Raw genomic sequence first — 20315 nt, 5'->3', positions numbered from 1 at the left:
GGGCGGATTGGCCCGGGCATGCTCAGAGTTCCTGGACCATCAGCGGTTCGGTGGTCGGCGCCGGAGAACCCGTGGCCGGTTCAACGGTGATGCCGAAATGCGAGACCCCGTCCATGGCACCGGTAAGCAATTTCAGGCCGTCGGCCCCGGTGCCCGGCAGCATGCCGGCCGGCTGGGCGCCGTCGGCGGAGATGAGCCACAGCTCATAGCCCTTGTCCTTGGACAGCTCGGGCATTCCGGCGGTGGTGACTGCCATCAGGCCCCGCTCGACGGAATAGGACAGCGTCACCGTCGCCCCGTCGGCCATGGTCTGGGTTTTGGTTTCCACATCCGGCGCGCCCAGCAGCTCGGTGAGCTCGGCCTGGCGAGTGCTGAGATCGGTGAGCTGGGCCTGCAGCTGGCGCTGTTCGGCCTGCTGCAGGTAGACCACGGTTCCCAGCCCCGCCGAGCCCAGCAGCAGGATGGCCGCGGCCAGGGCGAAGAACTTCGCGGACTTGCGGCGGGCAGGCCATCCCTGCCGCGCGGGCACGGAATCCGGGGCTGGCGCGTGCTCGGGCTGCGGAATTGCCGCCGGCTCGTCCGCTCGTTCGTCCGCGGGATCCTCCGCCGGCAGCTGCGGGCGGCGGGCGATCTCCTCCATGAGCCGGGATTTCACCCTGGCCGGCGGGGGCACCGGTGCGCTGCCCAGCGCCAGCATGGCGGCGGTCTCGTCCATGGCATCCATGTCGGCTTGAAGCGCGGGGGAGTTCGCGGCCTGCGCCAGCAGCCTGGCGCGTTCCTCGTCGCTCAGCGCATTCAGGGCGTAGCTGCCGGTCAGCTCGTTCTCGTTCCGTTCCACTACGCCACCCCCATCAGGTCTCGAAGCTTAATCATGCCATCGCGGATGCGCGTCTTGGCGGTGCCCACCGGGATTTTCAGCAGGTCGGCCACCTCGTGGTGCGTGTAGCCCCCGAAGTAGGCCAGTTCGATGGCGGCGCGCTGGGCCTCGCTCAGGCGCTTGAGCGCCTGCACGATGCGCCGGCTCTCGTCATGCAGGATCGCGTTCTCTTCCACGTCGTTGTATTCCGTGCCGATCTCCTGCAGCCCCATGCGCAGGTCTCGTTCGCGGCTTGCCTGGCTGGAGCGGATGCGGTCCACCGTGCGGCGGTGCGCCAGGGTCAGCAACCAGCCCGCGGCGCTGCCGCGGGCAGGGTCGAAGCGGGCCGCATGCTGCCAGGCCTGAACGAAGACTTCCTGCAGGATCTCCTCGCTTTGCGCCTCGTCCCTCAGCAGGCGCCGCACCAGGCCGTACACGCGCGGCGCGAGGCAATCGTAGAACTGCTCGAAGGCGCGCTCGTCGCCGCCGGCGATACGGCGCAGCAGTTCCTCGGGTGCTGCCGTCACCGGCTCTGGAACTGCGTCGCTCATCTCCGAACTCATGGACCCAAGAATCTCATGCACGAGGCGATCATTCCCATGGCTCTCATCCACCATTCAGTTTCAGGGGCGTTCCCCGCGGGTTCCGGGGCGCGCGGCGCATGGCGGCGTCCGGCTCCTGTGCCGGAACCGGACGCCGCCATGGCTGGTTTACGTCGGACAGAATCCAGGCGCCGCGGCTACTTGTCGGCCGGCGGCATCAGGACGGTGTCGACCAGGTAGACCACCGCATTGGCGGTCTGGACTCCGCCGCAGACGACCTTGGCGTCATTGACCATCAGGTTGTCTGCGCTGCCTGTCACTTCCAGATCCCGGCCCTCAACCGTGGTGTGCGTTCCCGCGATGTCGGCGGGCTGGATCTCCCCGGGAACCACATGGTAGGTGAGCACCTTGGTCAGCATGTCCGAATCCTTGACGACGGCGTTCAGGTCCTTCTCCGGGATGGCGGCGAAGGCTTCGTCTACCGGTGCGAAGACGGTGAATTCGGCCCCGTTCAAGGTGTCGACCAGATCGACGTCCGGGTTCAGCTTCCCGGAGACGGCCTTGGTCAAGGTCTTCAGCAGCGGGTTGTTGGACGCCGCGACGGCGACCGGGTCCTGGGCCATCCCGGCGACCGAGCCGTCGCCGCTCGGCACGGCTTCGGCGTAGGCCGAGCATCCCGAGCCGACAAGATTCGCGGTCGGGTCCATGCTGCTGTCCGCGGCCGGGCTGCTTTCGGTGGCCATCTCCGAGCTGGAGGCTTCGGGGGCGGGTGCGCTCGATGATTCCGGGGTGTCGCTGTCCATCGAACAGGCACTGAGTCCCAGCGCGGCGACCGCGATCAATCCCAGGGCTCCGGCGAACGTTCTCTGCGTGTGCTTCATGTCGTTCTCCTCCTGTGGCGACGGCAAGAACCGTCGTGGTGTCCCTCCCCGTCGGGGCGGGCTTTCACACGGTATTCGGGGCGCGGCACGGTGCGGATTGGACCGGATCGAAAAAATTTTGCAACCTCCGCACGAAGCACGCGCGCCGGCCCTCCCCCGATGCAGGGGGAGAACCGGCACGCGCTGTATGGCTAGTGGGCGGGGCGCCTAGATCAGGTCCTCGCCGCGGCGCTTCGCCTCGCGGGCTTCGGAAATGAAGGCCTTGGAAATGACGATGGCGACGACGGCCACGATGACCGGCCAGATGAGGACGTAGAGGCTGAGGGCTAGCATTTATTCACGCTCCTGGGCTGTTCTGGTTGAGTTGCGGCTGCCGGCAGGCACTGCAGCGACCGGCTGTTCCCCGGTATCGAAGTCTCCGGCCCGCTCGGCGATCACCGCGAAGTCGAAGTTCTGCGTGGACCTGAAGGACATGAGATAGCAGATGATGGTGCTGACCGAATAGGCGACCAGCGAGGCCGACAGGGTCGTGTAGTCGCGCAGGAAGCCGAAGCAGAACGGCGCGGCGACCACGCTGGCCCCGATGCCGATGACCATTGCCGGGCGCAGGCCGAAGAAGCCGAAGGCCATCAGGCCCAGGACGATGCCGATGCCCAGTATGGCCAGCAGCTCGATCAGCACGGCGGTGATGCCCGTCATCGGGATCAGGTCGAAACGCACCGGAATGAATACCGCCAGCGCGGCGATCACCGAAACGGTGAAGGCCTTGTTGGTGACCTTCTTCCAGTAGAAGCTCGCCAGCACCGGGAACACCAGCGCGCCCCACAAGGCGCCGACGAAGACCAGCAGGTCCAGGATGTTCATCTGCATGCTGGCCAAAGCGACGGCCAGGGCTGTTGCGGCGACCATTGTCAGCCGTCCGACCAGCAGCATGGTTTTCGGGTTCGCCTTCTTCTTGCCCGCGATGTTCTGTCCGTAGATGTCGGCCATCATGATGGAGGACAGCGCGGAGAGGTCCGAATCGGCGGTCGAGGACAGCGCGCCGATGATCATGATGAAGAACAGCGCCAACAGGATGCCCGGGAGGTAGCTTGCCGCCATTTCGGGGATGATGTTGTTCAAATCCCCGCCGGTCGGGGTGAAGCCCAGATACAGCGCCAGCACGCCGAGCATGCCCACGCCGATGACCATGGCGCCGTAGCCGATGGTCGCGGTGATGAAGGTCGGCTTGATCAGGTCCTCGCGCACCGCGAACAGCCGCTGGGCGATGGTCTGGTTGCCGATGGCGTAGGCCAGCACCGCGGCGATGTACGGGGCACCCTGGTTCAGGAAGGCCTCGGAGGAGAAGAAGTTCGACTGCTGCGCGGTGAGGTTCGCTGCCCCGGTCTCGAACGCGGCGGGGAATCCCGCGGCGAAGAAGATGAACGGCACGATGATGGCCACTGCGCCGAGCATGGCGATGACCTGCATGAAATCGGTGAGCACCGAAGCGCGGAACCCCGACCACAGGGTGTAGAGCAGCACGCCGCCGGCCACGGCGAATACGCCCTGGATGAAGTTGAAGGGGGAGAGCATCGAAATCAGCACGCCGCCGGCGATGAAGTTGGACATCAGCGAGATGACCGAGCCGACGACGTTGGACCCTGCCAGCATGAGTTGGCTGGAGCGGCCGTGGCGTACGTACATGACCTCGGCCAGCGTGTGGGCCTTGGGCGCCACCTTGCGGATGCGCTTGCCGAAGGGGTAGATGAACAGGATCATCAACGCGCCCCACAGGCCGTAGTGGATGGGGCCGCTGATTCCGTAGGTGTAGCCGGACGACGCCGAGGCATACATGGAAGAGGCCCAGATCCAGGTAGCGGTCATGCTTGCCGCCGAAATGCCGAAGCCGATTTTATTGCCGGCGGTCATGTACCCGTCGGCATTTTCGTTTTTCTTACCAATGCGAGTGGAAACGAAAAACGTTCCACCGTAAAACAAGACCAATAAAAGTACAATGGTCAGAGCGCTGAAACCGACTGCTTCCGGGTTCACACTCCACCTCCTTAGGATCGACGAGTTCGAGAATCGACACCGGATCGGACAAGGATCCTCCGCGGTGCATGGTTCTGCACGTCTCATCCCGCACACTGCGATGGCGGGGTTCGATTAGCCGACGCACACAAGCCCTGGGGCCATCAATCACTCTCCGTCCGTTCTTCGGCTCATCTCTTTCCAGAACCAGCCTATTTTTACGCGCGCTGAGTCAGTTCGCTGTCGTCCTCATACATGCCTAGTTGAGGCCTAATACTTGGTGAATGGCTGGGAATTCGATCCTGATTGAATCGAACGCACCGAGTAAAGTGCTCGGTGACAAAATTGCCATTCATGCGCGGTTCTTTCCCAATTGACGGCGAAATTCAAGCCGGTCAGAGAACCCGTCGATGCTCCGCTCGGTCGAGACGGCAACTGTCCTGCGCCTGCAGTTCACCGGAAAACCGGTGTTGTGGAGCTCGTCATGTCCGACTAGCGCCGTAGATCCGGCGGGATCATCGACTGTTTGAGCGTAGCATGAATCACAGGATTCTGCTCAAATCGCTCCGGATTAGTATCTCAAGTCAGGACTTAGTTCGTGTCGCATCGCCTCCTATTTCGATAATTCAAAAATGGTGATAAATCGTTATCTGGGGTTGAAATTTGTCGAAAATGAATTATTATTTTGGCGTTTATTTCCCGCTCGCAACACCTGGATTCTGAAGAGTGGATATTTCCCGCGGAGTCATGCCGGAACGGCGTCGTGCCCTGTTCTCCGACCGTGAGGACGAAAAGGTCGGGCTGTTTCGCGGCAGTCGTATGCCGGCAACAGGTTCTGATCGGCGGAATTCGGCGGGCCGCAGGTGAACCTGGCGCTGACATGACAAAGGGCCCGCGCTGCCCGAAAATTTTCGAGGAGCGCGGGCCCTGAGAATGACGTTATGCGGCTACGCCAACTTGTACCTGAGGCGAATGACCGCTAGTCCGATGAGCGAAAGGACTGCGATAGCCATGTAGTAGAAACTTGGGGCATCCAGGGAACCGGTTGCGCTAATCAGCCAGGTGAGCACGAGTGGCGCGATGCCGCCGAGTACGGTGACACCTACGTTGTACGTGACCGAGATTCCTGATCCGCGAATCGCTGCAGGGAACAACGACGAAATCAGCGCCGGAAGTGGACCGAAGTAGAACGCCATGATGACACCCAGCAGAGCGATCACGACGATCATGACTGGAACTGTGGGATTACCTGTCATCAACTTGAACAGCGGCCAGGCTCCCACGAGCGCGGCCACCGCTGCCCAAGTCATAACGCGCGCTGGCCCCACCCTGTCGGCAAGATGGCCGATGAACGGCACGCTGACCAGCGTTACGATGCCAGCAACCACGCCACCCAGGAATGCGGCATCGGCAGGGATGTGCAGATTCTGTACGGCAAATGTCGGCATGTAGAGAATCATGTAGACAGAGATCGTGGCGACGCCGATCGCCGCTGCTCCGGCCAAAAGCCGTCCGTAATTGTGGGCAAAAAGCTGCCCCAGCGGAGACTTCGACTTTTCAACCTTGATGAATTCTTCGGTCTCTTCGAGCCGTGCTCGGATGTACAGCCCGACCGGACCGATGAGCAAACCGACAAAGAACGGAACGCGCCATCCCCAGCTCTCCAGGGCCTCGGTGGACAACTGTGTAGTCAGGACGAACCCGAAAGCAGAAGCGAGCAGCATGGAGGCTCCCTGTGCCGCGACCTGCCAGGAGGAGTAGAAGGCCTTCTTGTGCGGGGCGGTTTCAATGAGAAATGCCGTGGCGGTGCCGAATTCGCCACCCGCCGAGAAACCCTGGAGCAGGCGTGAGAGCAGGATGATCAAGGCGCCCCAGACACCCACCATTTCGTAGGTCGGGGCAATGGCCATGATCAAGGTGCCGACCATCATGAGCATCAATGTGAGGGTCAGCGCAGCTTTGCGTCCCTTGCGATCAGCGTAGCTGCCCAGAACCATGCCGCCCAAGGGACGGATGACATAGGAAATAGCGAAGGTGGCGAATGTGAGGATTAGCGCGAAGGTTGCATCCGACTCGGGGTAGAACAATTTGGCGATTGTCGTGGCGAAGGTTGCATAGACAATGATGTCGAACCATTCCAGGGCTGCGCCGATGGAAGAAGAAATCACTGCCTTGCGTGCGTCGGCAAGCTGCTGCGTGGTCGGGGATTGCGGTGAAGTGGTCATGAGGAAAGTTCCTTGATCAGTTGATCCATGAATCCTTCGCAGGCAACGATTTGTTCGAGTTCAATGAATTCGTCCGGTGCGTGGGCCTGGGCGATGTCGCCCGGACCGCAAACCACGGTCGGAATGCCTGCGGCGGCGAACAGTCCGGCCTCCGTGCCGTAGGTGACCTTGTCGTCGGCGGCGATGGCGCCGCATCGAGCGGCAAGATCGACGATCTCTTCCGACGGGGCGGTGTCCAGGCCCGGGGCACCTGCTACCTGCTCGAAGGTCATGGATGCCTGTGGGTTCCGGGCGCGCATTTCTTCGCCCAGTTGGCTCGCGAAATTCTTGATTCGGGCGGTCAGCGCCTCGCGGTCCACGACCGCCAGCGAACGGAACTCAAAATGCACTGTGCAGTCTGAAGGGATCGTATTGACAGCAATTCCACCGTTGATCAGATTCACGTTCATTGTCGTGGTGGGTTCGATGAAAGCCGGGTCGGAAGGGCCCTCCGTCCGCAGCTCATGGGCGATCTCTTCCACGAAGCTGGCGAAACGAAGGCCGTAGGAGATGGCGTTGAGTCCTTCGCTGGGCAGCGATGAGTGCGCTGCGACCCCGTGGAAGGAAACCTTGAAAACATTCATGGACTTGTGCCCGCGGATTGCGCGCATACTGCTTGGCTCACCGACGAAGCAGCCGCGAGGGGCCAGTTCCTGGCTCACGATTTCATCAACGAGGCTCACCGCACCGACGCAACCGATTTCTTCGTCATAGGAGAATGCGAGGTGAATCGGCTGCGAAAGCTTGGCGGAGATGAACTCGGGCAGTTTGCCCAGGATGACCCCGATGTAGGACTTCATGTCGCAGGTGCCACGCCCGTACAGCTTCTCATCACGCTCATGGACAGTAAACGGATCGCTGGACCAGTTCTGTCCGTCGACCGGGACGACGTCGGTGTGGCCGGAGAGGACCACGCCCCCGCGGCGGCTTCCATCGTCCGCCGGAATGGTTGCCAGCAAATTGGCCTTGCTTCGATCTTCGTTGTAGATCCGTTTGGAATCGATTCCGACCGCTTGAAGTTTTGCTTCGAGCAGATCGATCAGCGGCAGGTTGGTGTCCCTGCTAGTGGTGTCGAGGGCAATGAGGTCGCTGATCTCGCGAAGGCTTGCCGATGATGGGCGCGTCATGAGGTTCCTTGATGTAGGTTTTATCTTTGGTTGAAGATATATTGTCATGGGTGAGTGGGCTCACAAAAATATGTTTCCCAAACGGACGAATCGTCAAAGGACGTTGAATGGGCTGCGAGCGAAACATCACCGGATTTTCGCTTTTGCGGCCAATTCAGAAGTACGCAAAGGGCTAGTCAACGTGCGGTCGGAACCAGCGCAGCGTGGTGATATGGATCGAGGATTACGGCAATGTGATGTCCTTCTGGGATAACGGAGGCCCAGCTGGTGGGTGGAAAAATATTTCCCCGACTTCTCCACACCCCGCAACCAGCTCCCGCCGCCACCCGTAGACCCGGCGCAGGCTGGGCTCATGAGTATCCACCAGCTAGCCGCAGCACTCCAGGTCCTGCACAACGCCGTCACCACGAGCATCCCGCGCGGCGCGGCCGCCGCGGTGCTCGAGGTCATGGCCTCGTGCTGCGCCCTGCTGGTGAAGCTCTCCGAAGCCCTGCACGGCATCGAGGACCCTCGGGTCGCCGCCGCCCACGCCCACCTGATCGAGCAGCTGTTCCACTACACCCAGCGCGAGCAGCTGCGCAGCCAGATCCATCTGGAATCCACCGGCGCGCACCTGCTCGAAGACGACGAGCTGGACGCCCTGCGCCAAGCCGGGGAGCAGCACGCCTACCGGCAGCTGGACCTGACGGCCGCTCCGCGCCTGCACGCGGGCCGCGCCCACTACACCAGCACCGCGGACTTCGCCGCGGCCTGGCTGGGGTTGAACTACTACGGGGCCGCGTCCCGGCTGCACGATGCGCACCTGCTGATCGCCCGCCGCGCCATGGACGGCGGCACGCTGACCCCGCGGCTGGCCGGGCTGGCCCGGCTGTACCAGGCTCCGGGAGCCGTGGACCCGCGCCGGATCGCGCAGGCGGCCCGGGCGCTGGACAAGTTCGAACCGGCCGACACCTGCTTCGAGGGGCTCCCGCTGCCGCCGACCGCCCGGCACGCCGACGGGGCACTCATGGAAGAGCACGTGCTCGCCGCCTTGGCCGAGCCGAACCGCACCACCAGCGAGAAACAGGTTTCCACCTTGATCTCCGACTACCGGCGCGAGCACGGCAAGCAACGAGCCCCGGAGACCGGGATCTTCTTCCGCGGCACCCGCACCGGGGTGGACTGCTACGACCTGCGTGCGGCGGGGGAGCAGGCCGAGCAGTTGCGCTCGTTGATGGGGCAGGCGGACAACCCGCGCACCCAGGCCGGCAAGGCCGCCCGGGCCGCCCGGGCCGCCCGGCCTGGTTCCTCGAACCCCGACCGCTCGGCTGCGGACGCCGAGGCAATAGAACGCGGCGAGGTGCAGACCGATCCGTTGTTTAGTTCGGATGCCCCGGCTCCTGACTGGGCCGGCATCAATTCCGGCCCCGACAGCAGCCCCGATGCCGGTCCCGTCCCCGATGGCGGCACTGGTGGCGGCCCGGCCGAGGAAGGCCGGGAGAATCTCATTGACTTTGATACGTGGCATAGCGCGGGCAAAGGCTCCCCGGGCTCCTCGGAGGGCCACGATTCCCCGGAGTCCTCGAAGAGCCAGCACGCTCAGGAGTCCTCCGAGGGCCAGGAAGGCCACGATTCCGGGGGTGCGGAAACCGGCCACGAGGATGCAAGCCATGGCTTCGGGGATGCCGCCGGGCAGCCGCGGACCGAGTACAGCGATCAGGACCCGGAGTTGGGCGGCGACGCGGACGTGCCGCCGGCCCAGCGCCGGTTGAACGCGTTCCTCGCAGCCCTCAGCTCCGGTCATCAGGGGCCGGGGGCGAAGACCATCGCGCCGCGGGTCGGGATCCACATCCAGCTCAAGGCCTTGGAGGATTTGCGGCACCCCGAAAAGCTCACCTCGACCACGGATCACGGGGTGGGGCTCGACGCGGCGGAGACCGGGAGGCTGATGTGTGAGGGAGCGATTTACCGGGTGATCTTCGGGCCCGACGGGCAGCCCTTGGATGTGGGGCGGACCCAGCGGTTCTTCACCGAGGCGATCAAGCGGGCCGCGTTGGCCCGGGATCGGGGGTGTATTGTGCCCGGGTGCACCGCGCCGCCGGAGATGCTTGAGTGCCATCATGATGATTGGTGGGAGCATGGCGGGCAGACCAGTTGCCGTAATGCGTCGTGTTTGTGCCGTCGGCATCATTTGGCGATCCATGCCGGGTTGCTGACCTTGGTCAAGATCGGGGGATTGGCGTATATCTTGTTCCCGAAGCATGTGGATCCGTTGCAGATACCGCAGCGGAACCGGCTCTACACCGCTGCCTAATTCCTGTTGATGGGTAGACAGAGTATGCGCAGACTTCGGTCCGGGGGATCTTGAGATCGTTGACGGGTCGTCTGGCAGATCCAGAGCTTCGCAAGCAACCGCTACAAGTTTCATACTCTTTGCGGATAGATTAATCGACTTGGAATTATCACACTCTGACCACCATCGCTCCCACGCAGGATTATTCTCCGGACAGGAGAAATCCGTGCAGGTCTCTCCAGAGACCTGCACGGATTTCGGTTTCCTATTTCACTCAGCGATGGCCATGATGGCTGTGGCCCAACGTTGCAGTGACTATTGATCCGGACGGCGTCAGCGCGTTTGTGCTGACAGCCATCCTGTGCCCGCTGATGGCGACATCGGAGGCCATCTGCGCTGGGAGCACATTAACCGCCTTGCCCTTCACGATCTTGGATACGCCTCCGCCGAACAGCTCGGTCACGTAGAGGCTTCCGCGATCATCCACTGCGATGCCGGTGGGCGCGCTCAGGCCGCTGGCCACGAGGTAGCTTTTCTTGCTGTGGAGATTCAACTTGTAGATCTTGCCCTTGGACATGGACTCGCCCGGAGCTCCCGGCAGTACGGTGTAGTACAGCCAATTGCCTCGAAGTTCAATGTCGGTAGGAACGGGCTGGGCCCAGTAGGTGCGTCCCATCATGCAATCGGGGACCGTCAGTCCTGCTTCTGCGGCTGCAGCGACGGCTGCCTCATCGATCACAACAGGTTCGGCGGGGAGCACCTTGACTACGCTCGCCTTGCCGTGTGAATTTACCTTCCACAGTGCGTTGCCGCCCGCGTCGCCCACATAGACATTGCCGCGCGACACGGCGGTGGAATACGGATGGGAATAGACCTCGCCGGTGGATTGCATCCACGGAGCTTGATCCAGACAGGTCTGAGGGGCGTCGCGCACACCGTAGACGGTCTTACCGTCCGGGTTGAGCTTGACTTCCCACTTGGTCATGTCGGTGATGGTCCGGGTCTTGCCATGGTGGCTGATGGACTTGAGCATTGCCGGGCCGATGGCCTCTGGATTTTCATCGGTGCCCGCCACGTTTTCAAAGTAGTAGGTGGTGCCGCGAGAGTACGACACGGCTCCGATTTCCTTACCCGGCGCAGAAGCCAGAACCTTTTTGGTTCCGTCCGATGCCACCGACGACAACATGCCGGCGAAAGATTCTGCGACCAGGATGTTGCCGTGGGATCCATAGGCCACTTTCAACGGCCCGCCGAGCCCCTCGATGAGGGTTTCGACATGCTGCACCGTCGTCCGGGAGTTATGGTGGGAGTCACCGCCGGCTTGTGCCGGGGCGATGTTCAACGTTGTTGCCAGAAGCGCCCCCGCAGCAACAGCTGCGAATGCACGGAATTTCATGGGGTGTTCCTTGCCTTGCTGGTGACTCGCGATCCATCACAGGGATCGCGCGCTGTGGATCGTCACCCGCAAGATCCGTGGAAGTCATCATGCGCAAATACTCCCCTGATGGCGCGCGGCCACAGGGAACAGTTTTTGATAGCCCCAAGAATTTTGCGAGTGAGTGGAAGCCGTGCGAGGCGGCTCGCGGCGAAGTGCCCCAGCCACCTCGTCCCCAACGTCACAGGCGTGATAAAACCACGCAAGTGGTTAGAGTTTAGGAGTGTTGACGTCGCCGGTCAATCGTTTCCGAGCAGTAACCTTTGGTTCCGGCCCAGGATCCGGGACGTCGTTGAGGTCTGCAGAAATTCCGGCGTGAACATATTTTTTGTTCATTCTTCGCTGCGCGGACGGCGTGGGACCAGCGCTCGGCAGCGCAGGGGGGTGTGTTGCAGCCGGCATCGCGTTGGCGCGCTATCGCACAGCCGAACTCAACGCGGTGTTTTCCGGGCCTGATGGGCCGACAGCGCGCTGGTGATGGGATCGACCACATCTGCGTCCCAAACAGGCTAATGACCGGGGCAGCGCCTATACTGGAACGCGTGAGTAAAGCCGGGCAGAACACTGAAGAGCAGGCCTCTGGCCTCGTACTAGTCGATAAAGAACAGGGCATGACCTCCCACGATGTGGTTGGTCGCATCCGCCGGCTGGCGGGCACCCGCAAGGTCGGGCATGCCGGAACGCTGGATCCCATGGCCACTGGCGTGCTGGTCATCGGCGTCAACAAGGCTACCCGCCTGCTCACTTACATCGTCGGCCACGACAAGACCTACACCGCCACCATTCGCCTGGGCCAGAGCACCGTTACCGACGACGCCGAGGGCGATATCGTCTCCGAGCGCATCGCCGCTGCGGTGACCGACGAGGACATCGAGCGCGAGGTGGCCAAGCTGCGCGGGGACATCCAGCAGGTCCCGAGCCAGGTTTCTGCGATCAAGGTCGACGGCAAGCGCTCCTATGCGCGCGTTCGCGCCGGCGAGCAGGTGGAATTGAAGTCCCGCCCGGTGACGATCAAGCGCTTCGACATCCACGAGATCCGCCGCGAGAATGGCGGCAAGATCCTGGATGTGGACGTCACCGTCTCCTGCACTTCGGGTACCTACATCCGCGCCCTGGCCCGCGACCTGGGCGAAGCCTTGAACGTCGGCGGCCACCTGACCGCGCTGCGCCGCACCGAAGTCGGCCCGTACAAGATCGAGCTGGCCCGCACCCTAGAGCAACTGGCGCAGGAGTTCGAGATCCTGCCCCTGGAAAAGGCTGCCGCGGCGATCTTCCCGAACCGCACCGTGAGCGTCGACGAAGCAGTCGAGCTGTCCTTCGGCCGCCCCATCGCTGCGTCATCCAAGACCATGGACGTCGCGGCAGACCAGCCCGTGGCCGCTTTCGCGCCCAACGGCGTGCTGGTCGCGCTGCTGGAAGACAAGGGCGACAAGGCCCGCACCACGCTGGTTTTCACCGCCAAGTAAGCCGCGGACCCGGAACGTAATCCAGGGAGGATTGCCCTTTTGATTGTCATGAACGGCTTTTTCGTCGCCGGCGCGATTGTCTGCGCGGTAGCGCTGCTTGTCGCGGTGATCGCCACGCTCATCCGCAAGCACCCTGACGACTGGGCCCTGGTCGGCGCGATCGCCACCGAGGTGTTCCTGATCGTCTACGGCATTGCCGCGGCCATCCGCCAGGCCGGGGGAGATGCTGTGGCAGGAGACCCGATCGAGTTCTGGGGCTACTTCATCACCGCGCTGATCATGCCGCCGATCGCGTTCTTCTGGGCCGTCAGCGAGAAAAGCCGCTGGTCAAACGCCTTGCTCGCGGCTTCGGCACTGGTCACGTTCGTAATGTTGTTCCGCATGGAACAGATCTGGCAGTAGGAGCCTCCACATGAGTCAGAAGCCACGCAATTCGTGCATCCTGCAGGCGGCCGAAGCCAAGAAAACCGCTGACGGACCCAAGCCCAGCCGCACCACCGGCCTGGGCCGGGTCATCATCGCGGTCTACGGCATCCTCGCCCTGGCTGCGACGGTGCGCGCCGTCTACCAAATTGTGAGCAAGTTCGACGAAGCCCCGGAAGCCTACGTGCTGTCGCTGATTTCCGGCCTGATCTACTTCGTCGCAACCTTCTCGCTGTCCTCGGCCAAGCCGCGCGCGTGGATGGTGTCGCTGTGGGCCGTGAGCATCGAGCTGGTCGGAGTGCTGGTGGTCGGCACGCTGTCGCTGACCCACCCCGAGATCTTCGCCCACCCGTCGGTGTGGAGCGGTTTCGGAGAAGGCTACGGATACATTCCGCTGGTGCTTCCGATCATCGGCCTGTGGTGGCTGTACCGTAATCGTAGTGAGCGTCACAGCTAAACCCGTGTAAGAATTGCTTCGGCGGGTTTTTTGATCTGCCGAGGAAAGTACCCATAAAGGAGCAAAGTGCACTATTGGAAGGGCCTGGACGCAGTCCCCACTGACGTGGCTCCCACCGTTGTGACCATTGGCAACTTCGACGGGGTCCATCTGGGACACTGCGAAGTCCTGGACGCCGTCGTCTCGCTGGCGAAGCAGCGGGCGGCCAAGTCGGTGGCCATCACCTTTGAACCCCACCCGGCATTGGTGCACCGCCCGGACAGCGCACCGGAATTGATCATGGGTCTCGCCGACCGCGTGGACACCCTGGCCAGTGTGGGCCTGGACGCCGTCCTGATGATCCACTACACCCTGGAATTCGCGGACCAGAGCGCCGAGGAATTCGTGAAGTCCATCATCGTGGACACGCTGCACGCCACCGCCGTCGTGGTGGGCCATGACGTGCGCTTCGGCCGCAACAACTCCGGCGACTTCGAGTTCATGCAGGAACTGGGCCGGAAGTACGGCTTCGACGTCATCGGCGTGGACGACGTGGGCGACAAGCGCCGCCTGTCCTCCACCTGGGTGCGCGAGGAACTGGCCGCCGGCAACGTCGAAGCCGCCGCCTCGATCCTCGGCCGCCCGCACCGCATGCGCGGTGAAGTGGTCCACGGGGCCGCCCGCGGCCGGGAACTTGGTTTCCCGACTGCGAACCTGTCCTCCGACGCCTCCGGCATCATCCCGGCCGACGGCGTGTACGCCGGCTGGCTGGTCGACGAGGCCGACGTGCGCTGGCCTGCCGCGATTTCTGTGGGCTCCAACCCGACCTTCGAAGGCATCTCCCGCGTCGTGGAAGCCCACGTCATGGACCGCCCGGACGAGGGCGTCGAGGACTTCGACCTCTACGGGCAGCAGGTCATCGTCGAATTCGTCTCGCACCTGCGCCCGATGGTCGCCTACCGCGGCATCGAGGCCCTGATCGACCAGATGGCCGAGGACGTCGAGCAGGCCCGCGCGGTCCTGGCGCTGGAGCAGCACTAGGCTCGATGGCTGAAATTCCCTCGCTGCCGCGGCGCGCCTTCACTGTCGACGCCGCGCGGCGCACCGACCTGGCCTCCGCCTTCCAGCACGGGGCGGACAGCTACGACAATATCCGCCCCTCCTATCCGGAGCAGGCGCTGGACTTCACGTTGCAAGCGCATCCGAAGACAGTAGTGGACATCGGCTGCGGCTCGGGCATCTTCACCGAGCAGCTCGCGGGCCGAGGACTGGAGGTCAGCGCGGTTGACCCGTCCGCCGACATGCTCCGGGTGCTGGCCGAACGCCTGCCGCAGGTGGTGAGCACCTGCGCCGCGGGGGAGAATACCGGGCTTCCCGGGGACGCTTTCGACCTGGTCACCTACGCCCAGGCCTGGCACTGGGTGGACCACCCCAAAGCCAGCGCCGAGGCGGCGCGACTGCTGCGCAGCGACGGCTGGCTGACGTTGCTGTGGAATCAGCTGGATGTCACCGTTCCGTGGGTGCACCGGCTGGCACGGATCATGCACGCGGGCGACGTCCACCGGCCGGAGCTGGAGCCGCCGTTGGGGACGCAGTTCTCAAAACCCGAGCACGGGATCTGGCACTGGTCTATGGAACTGGATTTCGCTCAGATCGTCGAACTCACCAAGTCCCGCAGCTACTACCGGCGAGCCAACGAATCCACCCGTGCCAAGGTCGAAGCGAACCTCGCCTGGTACTGGATGGAGCATCTGGGCCATGCCGCCGAGACGAAGGTGCAGGTGCCCTATCTCACGCATGCCTGGAGGGCGCGTCGGCGCACCCGTCGATGATATGATTATTGATGGCCTTCGCTGCAGTCCGCGGTTGCGAGATGCCACCGCGAGCGTCTGACGCTCGCATTTGAATGAAACGCGGTCCAACTCTAGGAGTTTGTTATGGCACTGGATGCCGCAATCAAGAACGAAATCATCAAGGCTTACGCCACCCACGAGGGTGACACCGGTTCGCCTGAGGTTCAGATCGCCGTTATGTCCCGTCGTATTTCGGACCTGACCGAGCACCTGAAGATGCACAAGCATGATCACCACACCCGCCGTGGCCTGATGGCTCTGGTTGGTCGTCGTCGTCGTATGCTCGGCTACCTCAAGAACACCGACATCGAGCGTTACCGTTCGCTGATCGAGCGTCTGGGCCTGCGCAAGTAGTCTCCGGCTGTTCAGCCGAAACCCCCGATTCCTGCCGGAATCGGGGGTTTTCGCATCTGCCGGTGAGGAAGCGGCTACTCAGCTGGCTGGGTGGCGGCTTCAGCGGCTTCTTCCGCTTCGGCTGCTGCAGCCTTCTCGTGGTGAATCACCTCGGCCAGCAGCTTTTCCATTTCTTTGGCTACGCCTCCGGCGGAAGCAGGATTCTGTCCTGTCACCAGCCGGTCGGAGACCTGGACGTTCTCCTCGAAGTCGTCCGCTGCCACGTGGGTGGCTCCCTGCTCCTCCAAGCGGTCCGCCAGCAGGAACGGGACGATCTTCTCCTTGCCCACCGTGATCTCCTCCGAATTCGTGAAGGCGGCGACATGCTTGCCCGTCAGCAGCTTCATGCCGTGGTCGAGTTCCACATCAAGCAACCCAGCCGGGCCGTGGCAGACCGCACCGACGATGCCGCCCTTGAGATAGATGCTTGAAATCAGCTTCTGCAGGCCTTCGTTGTTCGGGAAGTCCCACATGGTGCCGTGGCCGCCGACAAGATAGACCGCGTCGTACTGCTGCGGGTCTATGACTTCAACCCTGGCGGTGTTGTACAAACCGGCACGGGTTGTTTCATCCTGGGTAAATGCCACCTGAATCGGGTCCGAGGCATCCACGGCGTCCCGCGGTGGCTGACCTCCCTTGATGGATGCGAAATCCACAAAGTGCCCGGAGTCGCGGAAGACCTTCCACGGGTGGGCAGCTTCGGCGACGTTGTAGCCGGTCGGTTCTCCGGTATCACCGAGTTCTGAAACGCTGGTAAGGACCATGAGGATTTTCTTCAAGGTGTGCTCCTTTCGCTTTTGTATCCCCAGCCTTGTTGATGGTTCCCGGTGATTCAAGGAATTGGAGGGACTTGCCAGCTAGGTCATTGAGAGCTGATATCCGGCTTTGATGTCCAGGACGGACCTCTGGCGGCATTCGGTGCAGGTCTTTTGCGGTCGAGCCCGAGAATCTGATCAAGATTTTTTGATCAGGAATTCTGTTCGAAAACCACGCTCTGTGTCCAGTGCGGAGGGCCTGAGCAAGATTTCTGATCAATGATTCTGCTCGAAAACCATGTTTGTTCCGGTCGTGCTTGTTGTTTACCGGTCCAAGAATCTGATCAAAAAAATTGATCAGAAAAACAGTTCACCAAGCAACCATGCACGAAAGTTGTGTTGGGGAATGCTCCAGCGCTGAGCTTGCGATGATTCATCAAGCGCGCGGTGGGGCGGTGGGAATGTGACAGAATCCGAATCAGTGGCAGTTCGTCGAATGGTGTAGGTGACGGGAGGGCTTGGAAATGGCCGGAAAGCACCAGCACCGTGCACAGGTTCTTGACTGGATCTTTCGGGTAGGACTGCTCTTCAAAGGCATCGACGGTCTCCTGGAAATCGTCGGCGGCGGGCTCTTTCTCCTGTTCAATCCCGACCAGCTGGATACATTGGCCAGAATACTCACGCAGCATGAACTCTCTGAGGATCCCGGGGACCTGATTGCCAACTTCCTGCTCCATGCCAGCGGGTCGCTGACTGTATCGGGCTCATGGTTTCTCGCCGCCTATCTATTGCTTCACGGGATCGTCAAGGTGGTATTGGTCTGGGCAGTGTTGCTAGACAAACTCTGGGCCTATCCGTGGATGATTGCTTTCCTGCTGATTTTCATTGGTTACCAGAGCTACGAACTGATTGTCGGTTTCAGCGTTGGTCTGCTGGCACTGACGCTCTTCGACGTGTTCATTGTTTGGCTCACGAGACGCGAATATCGAATTCAGCGCCGCCACAGGCAGAATCACGGAAATATCGACGTTTAGCGGATTCTTTGAACTGTGGAATTATTGTCATACGGAAGTTAACTTTCGTTTTGACTGGTGACCGGCGTTAGGCTTGAGGCACGTTCGAGCTTCACCGTGTCAAGAAAGCGAGTCGTCATGACCCAGCCAGTTCTTCAGCGTCAACTTTTCGGCCCTGGTCCCAGCAACCCGTACCCGGAGGCCACCGCGGCCCTTGGCCTGCCGTTGCTCGGACACCTTGACCCGGCATTCATTGCCCGCATGGACCGGGTCTGCGAATCGCTGCGCACCCTGTGGGGTACGTCCAACGCCCGAACCCTGCCGCTGAGCGCCACCGGGTCCGCAGGCATGGAAGCCGCCTTCGTGAACACCATCAACCCGGGTGATGTGGCAGTGATCGCCATCAACGGCCTGTTTGGCGAGCGTATGTGCGAGGTGGCTTCGCGCGTGGGTGCCGAGGTTGTCCGGGTAGACCACGAGTATGGAACTCCGATCGATGCGCAGCGAGTGGCCGAGGCCCACCCGAATCCGACGGTGATCGCCGGAGTCCACGCCGAGACGAGCACCGGAGTGCTGTCCGACATCGCCGCGTTGGGTGCCATCAAGGGCGACGCTCTGTTGATCACTGACGCGGTGACGTCCATCGGCGGCATGCCCGTGCTCGCCGACGAATGGGGCATCGACGTTGGTTATGCCGGCACCCAGAAGTGCATCGGCGTGGCACCCGGACTGGCGCCGTTCACCATTTCGGACCGCGCCTTCGAGCGCCGGGTGCAGAAGCCGCAGTCCTGGTACCTGGACTTGGGACTGCTGGGCGGATACACCACCGGTTCCACCGGCGGAGGCCGAACTTACCACCACACGGCGCCAGTGGCCATGGTGGCTTCGCTGGAAGCAGGCCTTGATCGCATCCTCAGCGAGGGTCTTGACTCGGTGACTGCGCGCCACCAGGCTGCCGGTACGGCTCTGCAGGACGGCCTGCAGGAGATGGGCCTGGAGCTGTTCGCGGCGGAGGGCTACCGCCTGCCGCAGCTGACCACGGTGAAGGTTCCCGAGAATGTGGATTCTGCCAAGGTCCGGGGCTACCTGCTGGAGCGGTTCAATATCGAGATCGGCGGCGGCGTGGGACAGTACGCAAATACGGTGTGGCGCATCGGGCTGATGGGCCCCAATGCCAATCCTTCATCGGTGGCGCTGCTGCTGTCGACCTTGAAGGAAGCCATCGACAAGGCATAGCTGCAACACCGCGTTGGTGCTGCAATCCACGGCACACAAGGTTGACGGGCTGGCGCCCGCCGAAGGAATTCGGCGGGCGCCAGCCCGTTGCTGCCTTTCCGGCCGGAAATCAGTCGGCGAGCCCGTCGGGATGGTGGGCAAAGTCCAGCCGGACGCTGCCGTTGTCGGTATCGAGCGTGGCCCAGCCGCCGATGGGCAGGGTGAACATCGGGCTGGTGTGCCCGAAGTCCAGATTGGCGACTACCGGCACGGAGGACAGCCGCGGATGCTTGGCGAGTACCTGTTCCAGCAGCGACCTAGTGATCTTGGATTCGAGCTGAAACCTGCCGATGGCAAGGCCCCGGATCTTTTCAGCCCCTGGCATCTGCAGCAACGAGGCGAGGCTGCGCGCGAATTCATCGGCGTCTGCGGCGCCGTCGTCCTCGAGGAATAGCAGCGAGCCAGCCAACTCGGGCATCATGTCGCCGCCCTGCAGCAGCCTCAGCGTGCCGAGGTTGCCTCCGATTACCCGGCCTGTTGTCTGCCCGGGATTAATAATCCATGGGCCGTCGGTGCCATGTATGATGCGGTGTTCCTGGTCCATGAACCACAGGTCGTCGGTAAACTCCGTGCCGTGCTCGATGGACCAGGACATTTCGTGGGTTGCCTGCCGGAACCACTGGCCGGTTGGCTCGAAATGGTCACGCATCCCGAAGGAGGACCAGTGAGCTCCGACGTAGGTGATCAAGCCGGTTCTGGCGTAGATGGCGTTGGCAAGTACGGTGAAGTCCGAATAGCCGCAAAAGACCTTGGGATTTGCGGCAATGAGGTCCCAGTCCAGGTAGGGCAGCAACTCGTTGGCGTTGAACCCGCCGATGACGCTGATGATCCCGTCGACTTCCGGATCCGCGAACGCGGCGTGCAGGTCGGCCAGACGGGAAGCGATGGGGGAGCTGTCGAAATCGTCCAGCTCATCGACGTGCTCACCATACTGCAGCCGGAGCCCCATGGCGGTGAAGCGCTCGTTGATCCACTGCGTATTGTCGTGGTGCATCACATAGGCTCGGGAGCAGGACGGAGCGATGGCTCGCACCGTGCAACCCGAGGCCAGACGCCGGGGAATCATCGGGGGCTTGGGAATATCGCTCATGGTCTCATCCTAGGCATGCGACTCCCTATTGGAAGTCGAGAACAAAAAACGCTGGAGCGATTTCGTTGAATAGCCTGCAATGGCGGCTGCCCCTAGGTACATAGAAATTTCCCGTCAACAGCCTGTACTTGGGGCATTGGATATTTCACGAGCAGGGTCCCTTTTGGAATTTCACTCTGATATTTGATTCAACAGATGGAAAATTCTTCTGAATCCTCTTA

The 20315-nt window shown here is 62.2% G+C and carries 19 protein-coding genes; 9 read left to right on the top strand and 10 right to left on the bottom strand.

The window, feature by feature from the left end; all coding sequences use genetic code 11:
- Window positions 1-22 precede the first annotated feature (22 nt).
- The 7 genes from ATC04_RS13105 to argE all read right to left on the bottom strand — a co-directional run bounded on the left by ATC04_RS13105 (window position 23) and on the right by argE (window position 7683).
- The gene (locus ATC04_RS13105; RefSeq protein WP_047121078.1) at window positions 23-838 is read right to left on the bottom strand and encodes an anti-sigma factor; all 816 of its coding nucleotides are present in this window, start codon (window positions 836-838) and stop codon (window positions 23-25) included.
- A complete protein-coding gene (gene sigK, locus ATC04_RS13100) occupies window positions 838-1407 on the bottom strand; it encodes an ECF RNA polymerase sigma factor SigK (RefSeq protein ID WP_113606666.1) in 570 nt (189 codons plus the stop codon). The genes ATC04_RS13105 and sigK overlap by 1 nt, the downstream gene beginning before the upstream one ends.
- Before the next feature lie 188 nt (window positions 1408-1595).
- Window positions 1596-2279, bottom strand: a complete 684-nt coding sequence (locus tag ATC04_RS13095; protein WP_047121080.1) for a fasciclin domain-containing protein — start codon at window positions 2277-2279, stop codon at window positions 1596-1598.
- Window positions 2280-2486: 207 nt separating this feature from the next.
- Window positions 2487-2612, bottom strand: a complete 126-nt coding sequence (locus tag ATC04_RS19900; protein ID WP_047121081.1) for a putative transporter small subunit — start codon at window positions 2610-2612, stop codon at window positions 2487-2489.
- Window positions 2613-4190, bottom strand: a complete 1578-nt coding sequence (locus ATC04_RS13090) for a sodium:proline symporter (protein WP_353611642.1) — start codon at window positions 4188-4190, stop codon at window positions 2613-2615.
- 1049 nt (window positions 4191-5239) lie between these two features.
- Window positions 5240-6517: an MFS transporter gene (locus ATC04_RS13085; protein ID WP_047121083.1), complete on the bottom strand. Its 1278-nt coding sequence runs from the start codon at window positions 6515-6517 to the stop codon at window positions 5240-5242.
- The gene (gene argE / locus ATC04_RS13080; protein WP_047121084.1) at window positions 6514-7683 is read right to left on the bottom strand and encodes an acetylornithine deacetylase; all 1170 of its coding nucleotides are present in this window, start codon (window positions 7681-7683) and stop codon (window positions 6514-6516) included. The genes ATC04_RS13085 and argE overlap by 4 nt, the downstream gene beginning before the upstream one ends.
- Before the next feature lie 352 nt (window positions 7684-8035).
- Between argE and ATC04_RS13075 the strand changes: the two genes are divergently transcribed.
- Window positions 8036-9976 (top strand): DUF222 domain-containing protein, encoded by a 1941-nt coding sequence (locus tag ATC04_RS13075; RefSeq protein ID WP_047121085.1) that lies wholly within the window; start codon window positions 8036-8038, stop codon window positions 9974-9976.
- 253 nt (window positions 9977-10229) lie between these two features.
- Here the strand turns inward: ATC04_RS13075 and ATC04_RS13070 are convergent, their stop codons facing one another.
- Complete coding sequence (locus tag ATC04_RS13070) at window positions 10230-11351, bottom strand: ScyD/ScyE family protein (RefSeq protein WP_052772609.1); 1122 nt, start codon at window positions 11349-11351, stop codon at window positions 10230-10232.
- A 581-nt stretch (window positions 11352-11932) separates the two neighbouring features.
- On the opposite strand from ATC04_RS13070, the gene truB reads away from it, so the two are divergent.
- The 6 genes from truB to rpsO all read left to right on the top strand — a co-directional run bounded on the left by truB (window position 11933) and on the right by rpsO (window position 15922).
- Window positions 11933-12856, top strand: a complete 924-nt coding sequence (gene truB, locus ATC04_RS13065; RefSeq protein ID WP_082124099.1) for a tRNA pseudouridine(55) synthase TruB — start codon at window positions 11933-11935, stop codon at window positions 12854-12856.
- 48 nt (window positions 12857-12904) lie between these two features.
- Window positions 12905-13258 carry a hypothetical protein gene (locus ATC04_RS13060; RefSeq protein ID WP_047121207.1) on the top strand — a complete coding sequence of 118 codons (354 nt, stop codon included), beginning with the start codon at window positions 12905-12907 and terminating at the stop codon, window positions 13256-13258.
- 10 nt (window positions 13259-13268) lie between these two features.
- Window positions 13269-13736 carry a hypothetical protein gene (locus ATC04_RS13055; RefSeq protein WP_197413534.1) on the top strand — a complete coding sequence of 156 codons (468 nt, stop codon included), beginning with the start codon at window positions 13269-13271 and terminating at the stop codon, window positions 13734-13736.
- Between the two features lie 66 nt (window positions 13737-13802).
- A complete protein-coding gene (locus ATC04_RS13050; protein WP_047121087.1) occupies window positions 13803-14756 on the top strand; it encodes a bifunctional riboflavin kinase/FAD synthetase in 954 nt (317 codons plus the stop codon).
- A gap of 5 nt (window positions 14757-14761) precedes the next feature.
- Window positions 14762-15547 (top strand): class I SAM-dependent methyltransferase, encoded by a 786-nt coding sequence (locus ATC04_RS13045; protein ID WP_047121088.1) that lies wholly within the window; start codon window positions 14762-14764, stop codon window positions 15545-15547.
- A gap of 105 nt (window positions 15548-15652) precedes the next feature.
- Window positions 15653-15922 (top strand): 30S ribosomal protein S15, encoded by a 270-nt coding sequence (gene rpsO, locus ATC04_RS13040; RefSeq protein WP_047121089.1) that lies wholly within the window; start codon window positions 15653-15655, stop codon window positions 15920-15922.
- Between the two features lie 74 nt (window positions 15923-15996).
- Here rpsO and ATC04_RS13035 read toward each other — a convergent pair whose 3' ends face one another.
- The gene (locus ATC04_RS13035) at window positions 15997-16740 is read right to left on the bottom strand and encodes a type 1 glutamine amidotransferase domain-containing protein (protein ID WP_047121090.1); all 744 of its coding nucleotides are present in this window, start codon (window positions 16738-16740) and stop codon (window positions 15997-15999) included.
- 500 nt (window positions 16741-17240) lie between these two features.
- Here ATC04_RS13035 and ATC04_RS13030 point away from each other — a divergent pair, with 500 nt between their 5' ends.
- Complete coding sequence (locus ATC04_RS13030; protein WP_047121091.1) at window positions 17241-17750, top strand: DUF2127 domain-containing protein; 510 nt, start codon at window positions 17241-17243, stop codon at window positions 17748-17750.
- A gap of 117 nt (window positions 17751-17867) precedes the next feature.
- Window positions 17868-18965 (top strand): alanine--glyoxylate aminotransferase family protein, encoded by a 1098-nt coding sequence (locus ATC04_RS13025; protein ID WP_047121092.1) that lies wholly within the window; start codon window positions 17868-17870, stop codon window positions 18963-18965.
- A gap of 109 nt (window positions 18966-19074) precedes the next feature.
- Here the strand turns inward: ATC04_RS13025 and ATC04_RS13020 are convergent, their stop codons facing one another.
- Window positions 19075-20094, bottom strand: a complete 1020-nt coding sequence (locus ATC04_RS13020) for a S66 peptidase family protein (RefSeq protein WP_047121093.1) — start codon at window positions 20092-20094, stop codon at window positions 19075-19077.
- Between the last annotated feature and the right edge of the window lie 221 nt (window positions 20095-20315).

The organism is Arthrobacter sp. YC-RL1 (assembly GCF_001454985.1).
Classification (GTDB): Bacteria; Actinomycetota; Actinomycetes; order Actinomycetales; family Micrococcaceae; genus Glutamicibacter; species Glutamicibacter soli.
Note: the sequence above shows the minus strand (reverse complement) of the source record. Positions and strands in the feature narration are given on the sequence as shown.

Excerpts from the sequence above, each read along its gene's own strand:
- ATC04_RS13085 (WP_047121083.1), bottom strand. The coding sequence starts at position 6,517 with ATGACCACTTCACCGCAATCCCCGACCACGCAGCAGCTTGCCGACGCA.
- ATC04_RS13025 (WP_047121092.1), top strand. The coding sequence starts at position 17,868 with ATGACCCAGCCAGTTCTTCAGCGTCAACTTTTCGGCCCTGGTCCCAGC.
- ATC04_RS13045 (WP_047121088.1), top strand. The coding sequence starts at position 14,762 with ATGGCTGAAATTCCCTCGCTGCCGCGGCGCGCCTTCACTGTCGACGCC.
- ATC04_RS19900 (WP_047121081.1), bottom strand. The coding sequence starts at position 2,612 with ATGCTAGCCCTCAGCCTCTACGTCCTCATCTGGCCGGTCATCGTGGCC.
- sigK (WP_113606666.1), bottom strand. The coding sequence starts at position 1,407 with ATGAGCGACGCAGTTCCAGAGCCGGTGACGGCAGCACCCGAGGAACTG.
- argE (WP_047121084.1), bottom strand. The coding sequence starts at position 7,683 with ATGACGCGCCCATCATCGGCAAGCCTTCGCGAGATCAGCGACCTCATT.
- ATC04_RS13095 (WP_047121080.1), bottom strand. The coding sequence starts at position 2,279 with ATGAAGCACACGCAGAGAACGTTCGCCGGAGCCCTGGGATTGATCGCG.
- ATC04_RS13060 (WP_047121207.1), top strand. The coding sequence starts at position 12,905 with ATGAACGGCTTTTTCGTCGCCGGCGCGATTGTCTGCGCGGTAGCGCTG.
- ATC04_RS13070 (WP_052772609.1), bottom strand. The coding sequence starts at position 11,351 with ATGAAATTCCGTGCATTCGCAGCTGTTGCTGCGGGGGCGCTTCTGGCA.
- ATC04_RS13030 (WP_047121091.1), top strand. The coding sequence starts at position 17,241 with ATGGCCGGAAAGCACCAGCACCGTGCACAGGTTCTTGACTGGATCTTT.
- ATC04_RS13055 (WP_197413534.1), top strand. The coding sequence starts at position 13,269 with ATGAGTCAGAAGCCACGCAATTCGTGCATCCTGCAGGCGGCCGAAGCC.
- ATC04_RS13020 (WP_047121093.1), bottom strand. The coding sequence starts at position 20,094 with ATGAGCGATATTCCCAAGCCCCCGATGATTCCCCGGCGTCTGGCCTCG.
- ATC04_RS13075 (WP_047121085.1), top strand. The coding sequence starts at position 8,036 with ATGAGTATCCACCAGCTAGCCGCAGCACTCCAGGTCCTGCACAACGCC.
- rpsO (WP_047121089.1), top strand. The coding sequence starts at position 15,653 with ATGGCACTGGATGCCGCAATCAAGAACGAAATCATCAAGGCTTACGCC.
- ATC04_RS13090 (WP_353611642.1), bottom strand. The coding sequence starts at position 4,190 with ATGACCGCCGGCAATAAAATCGGCTTCGGCATTTCGGCGGCAAGCATG.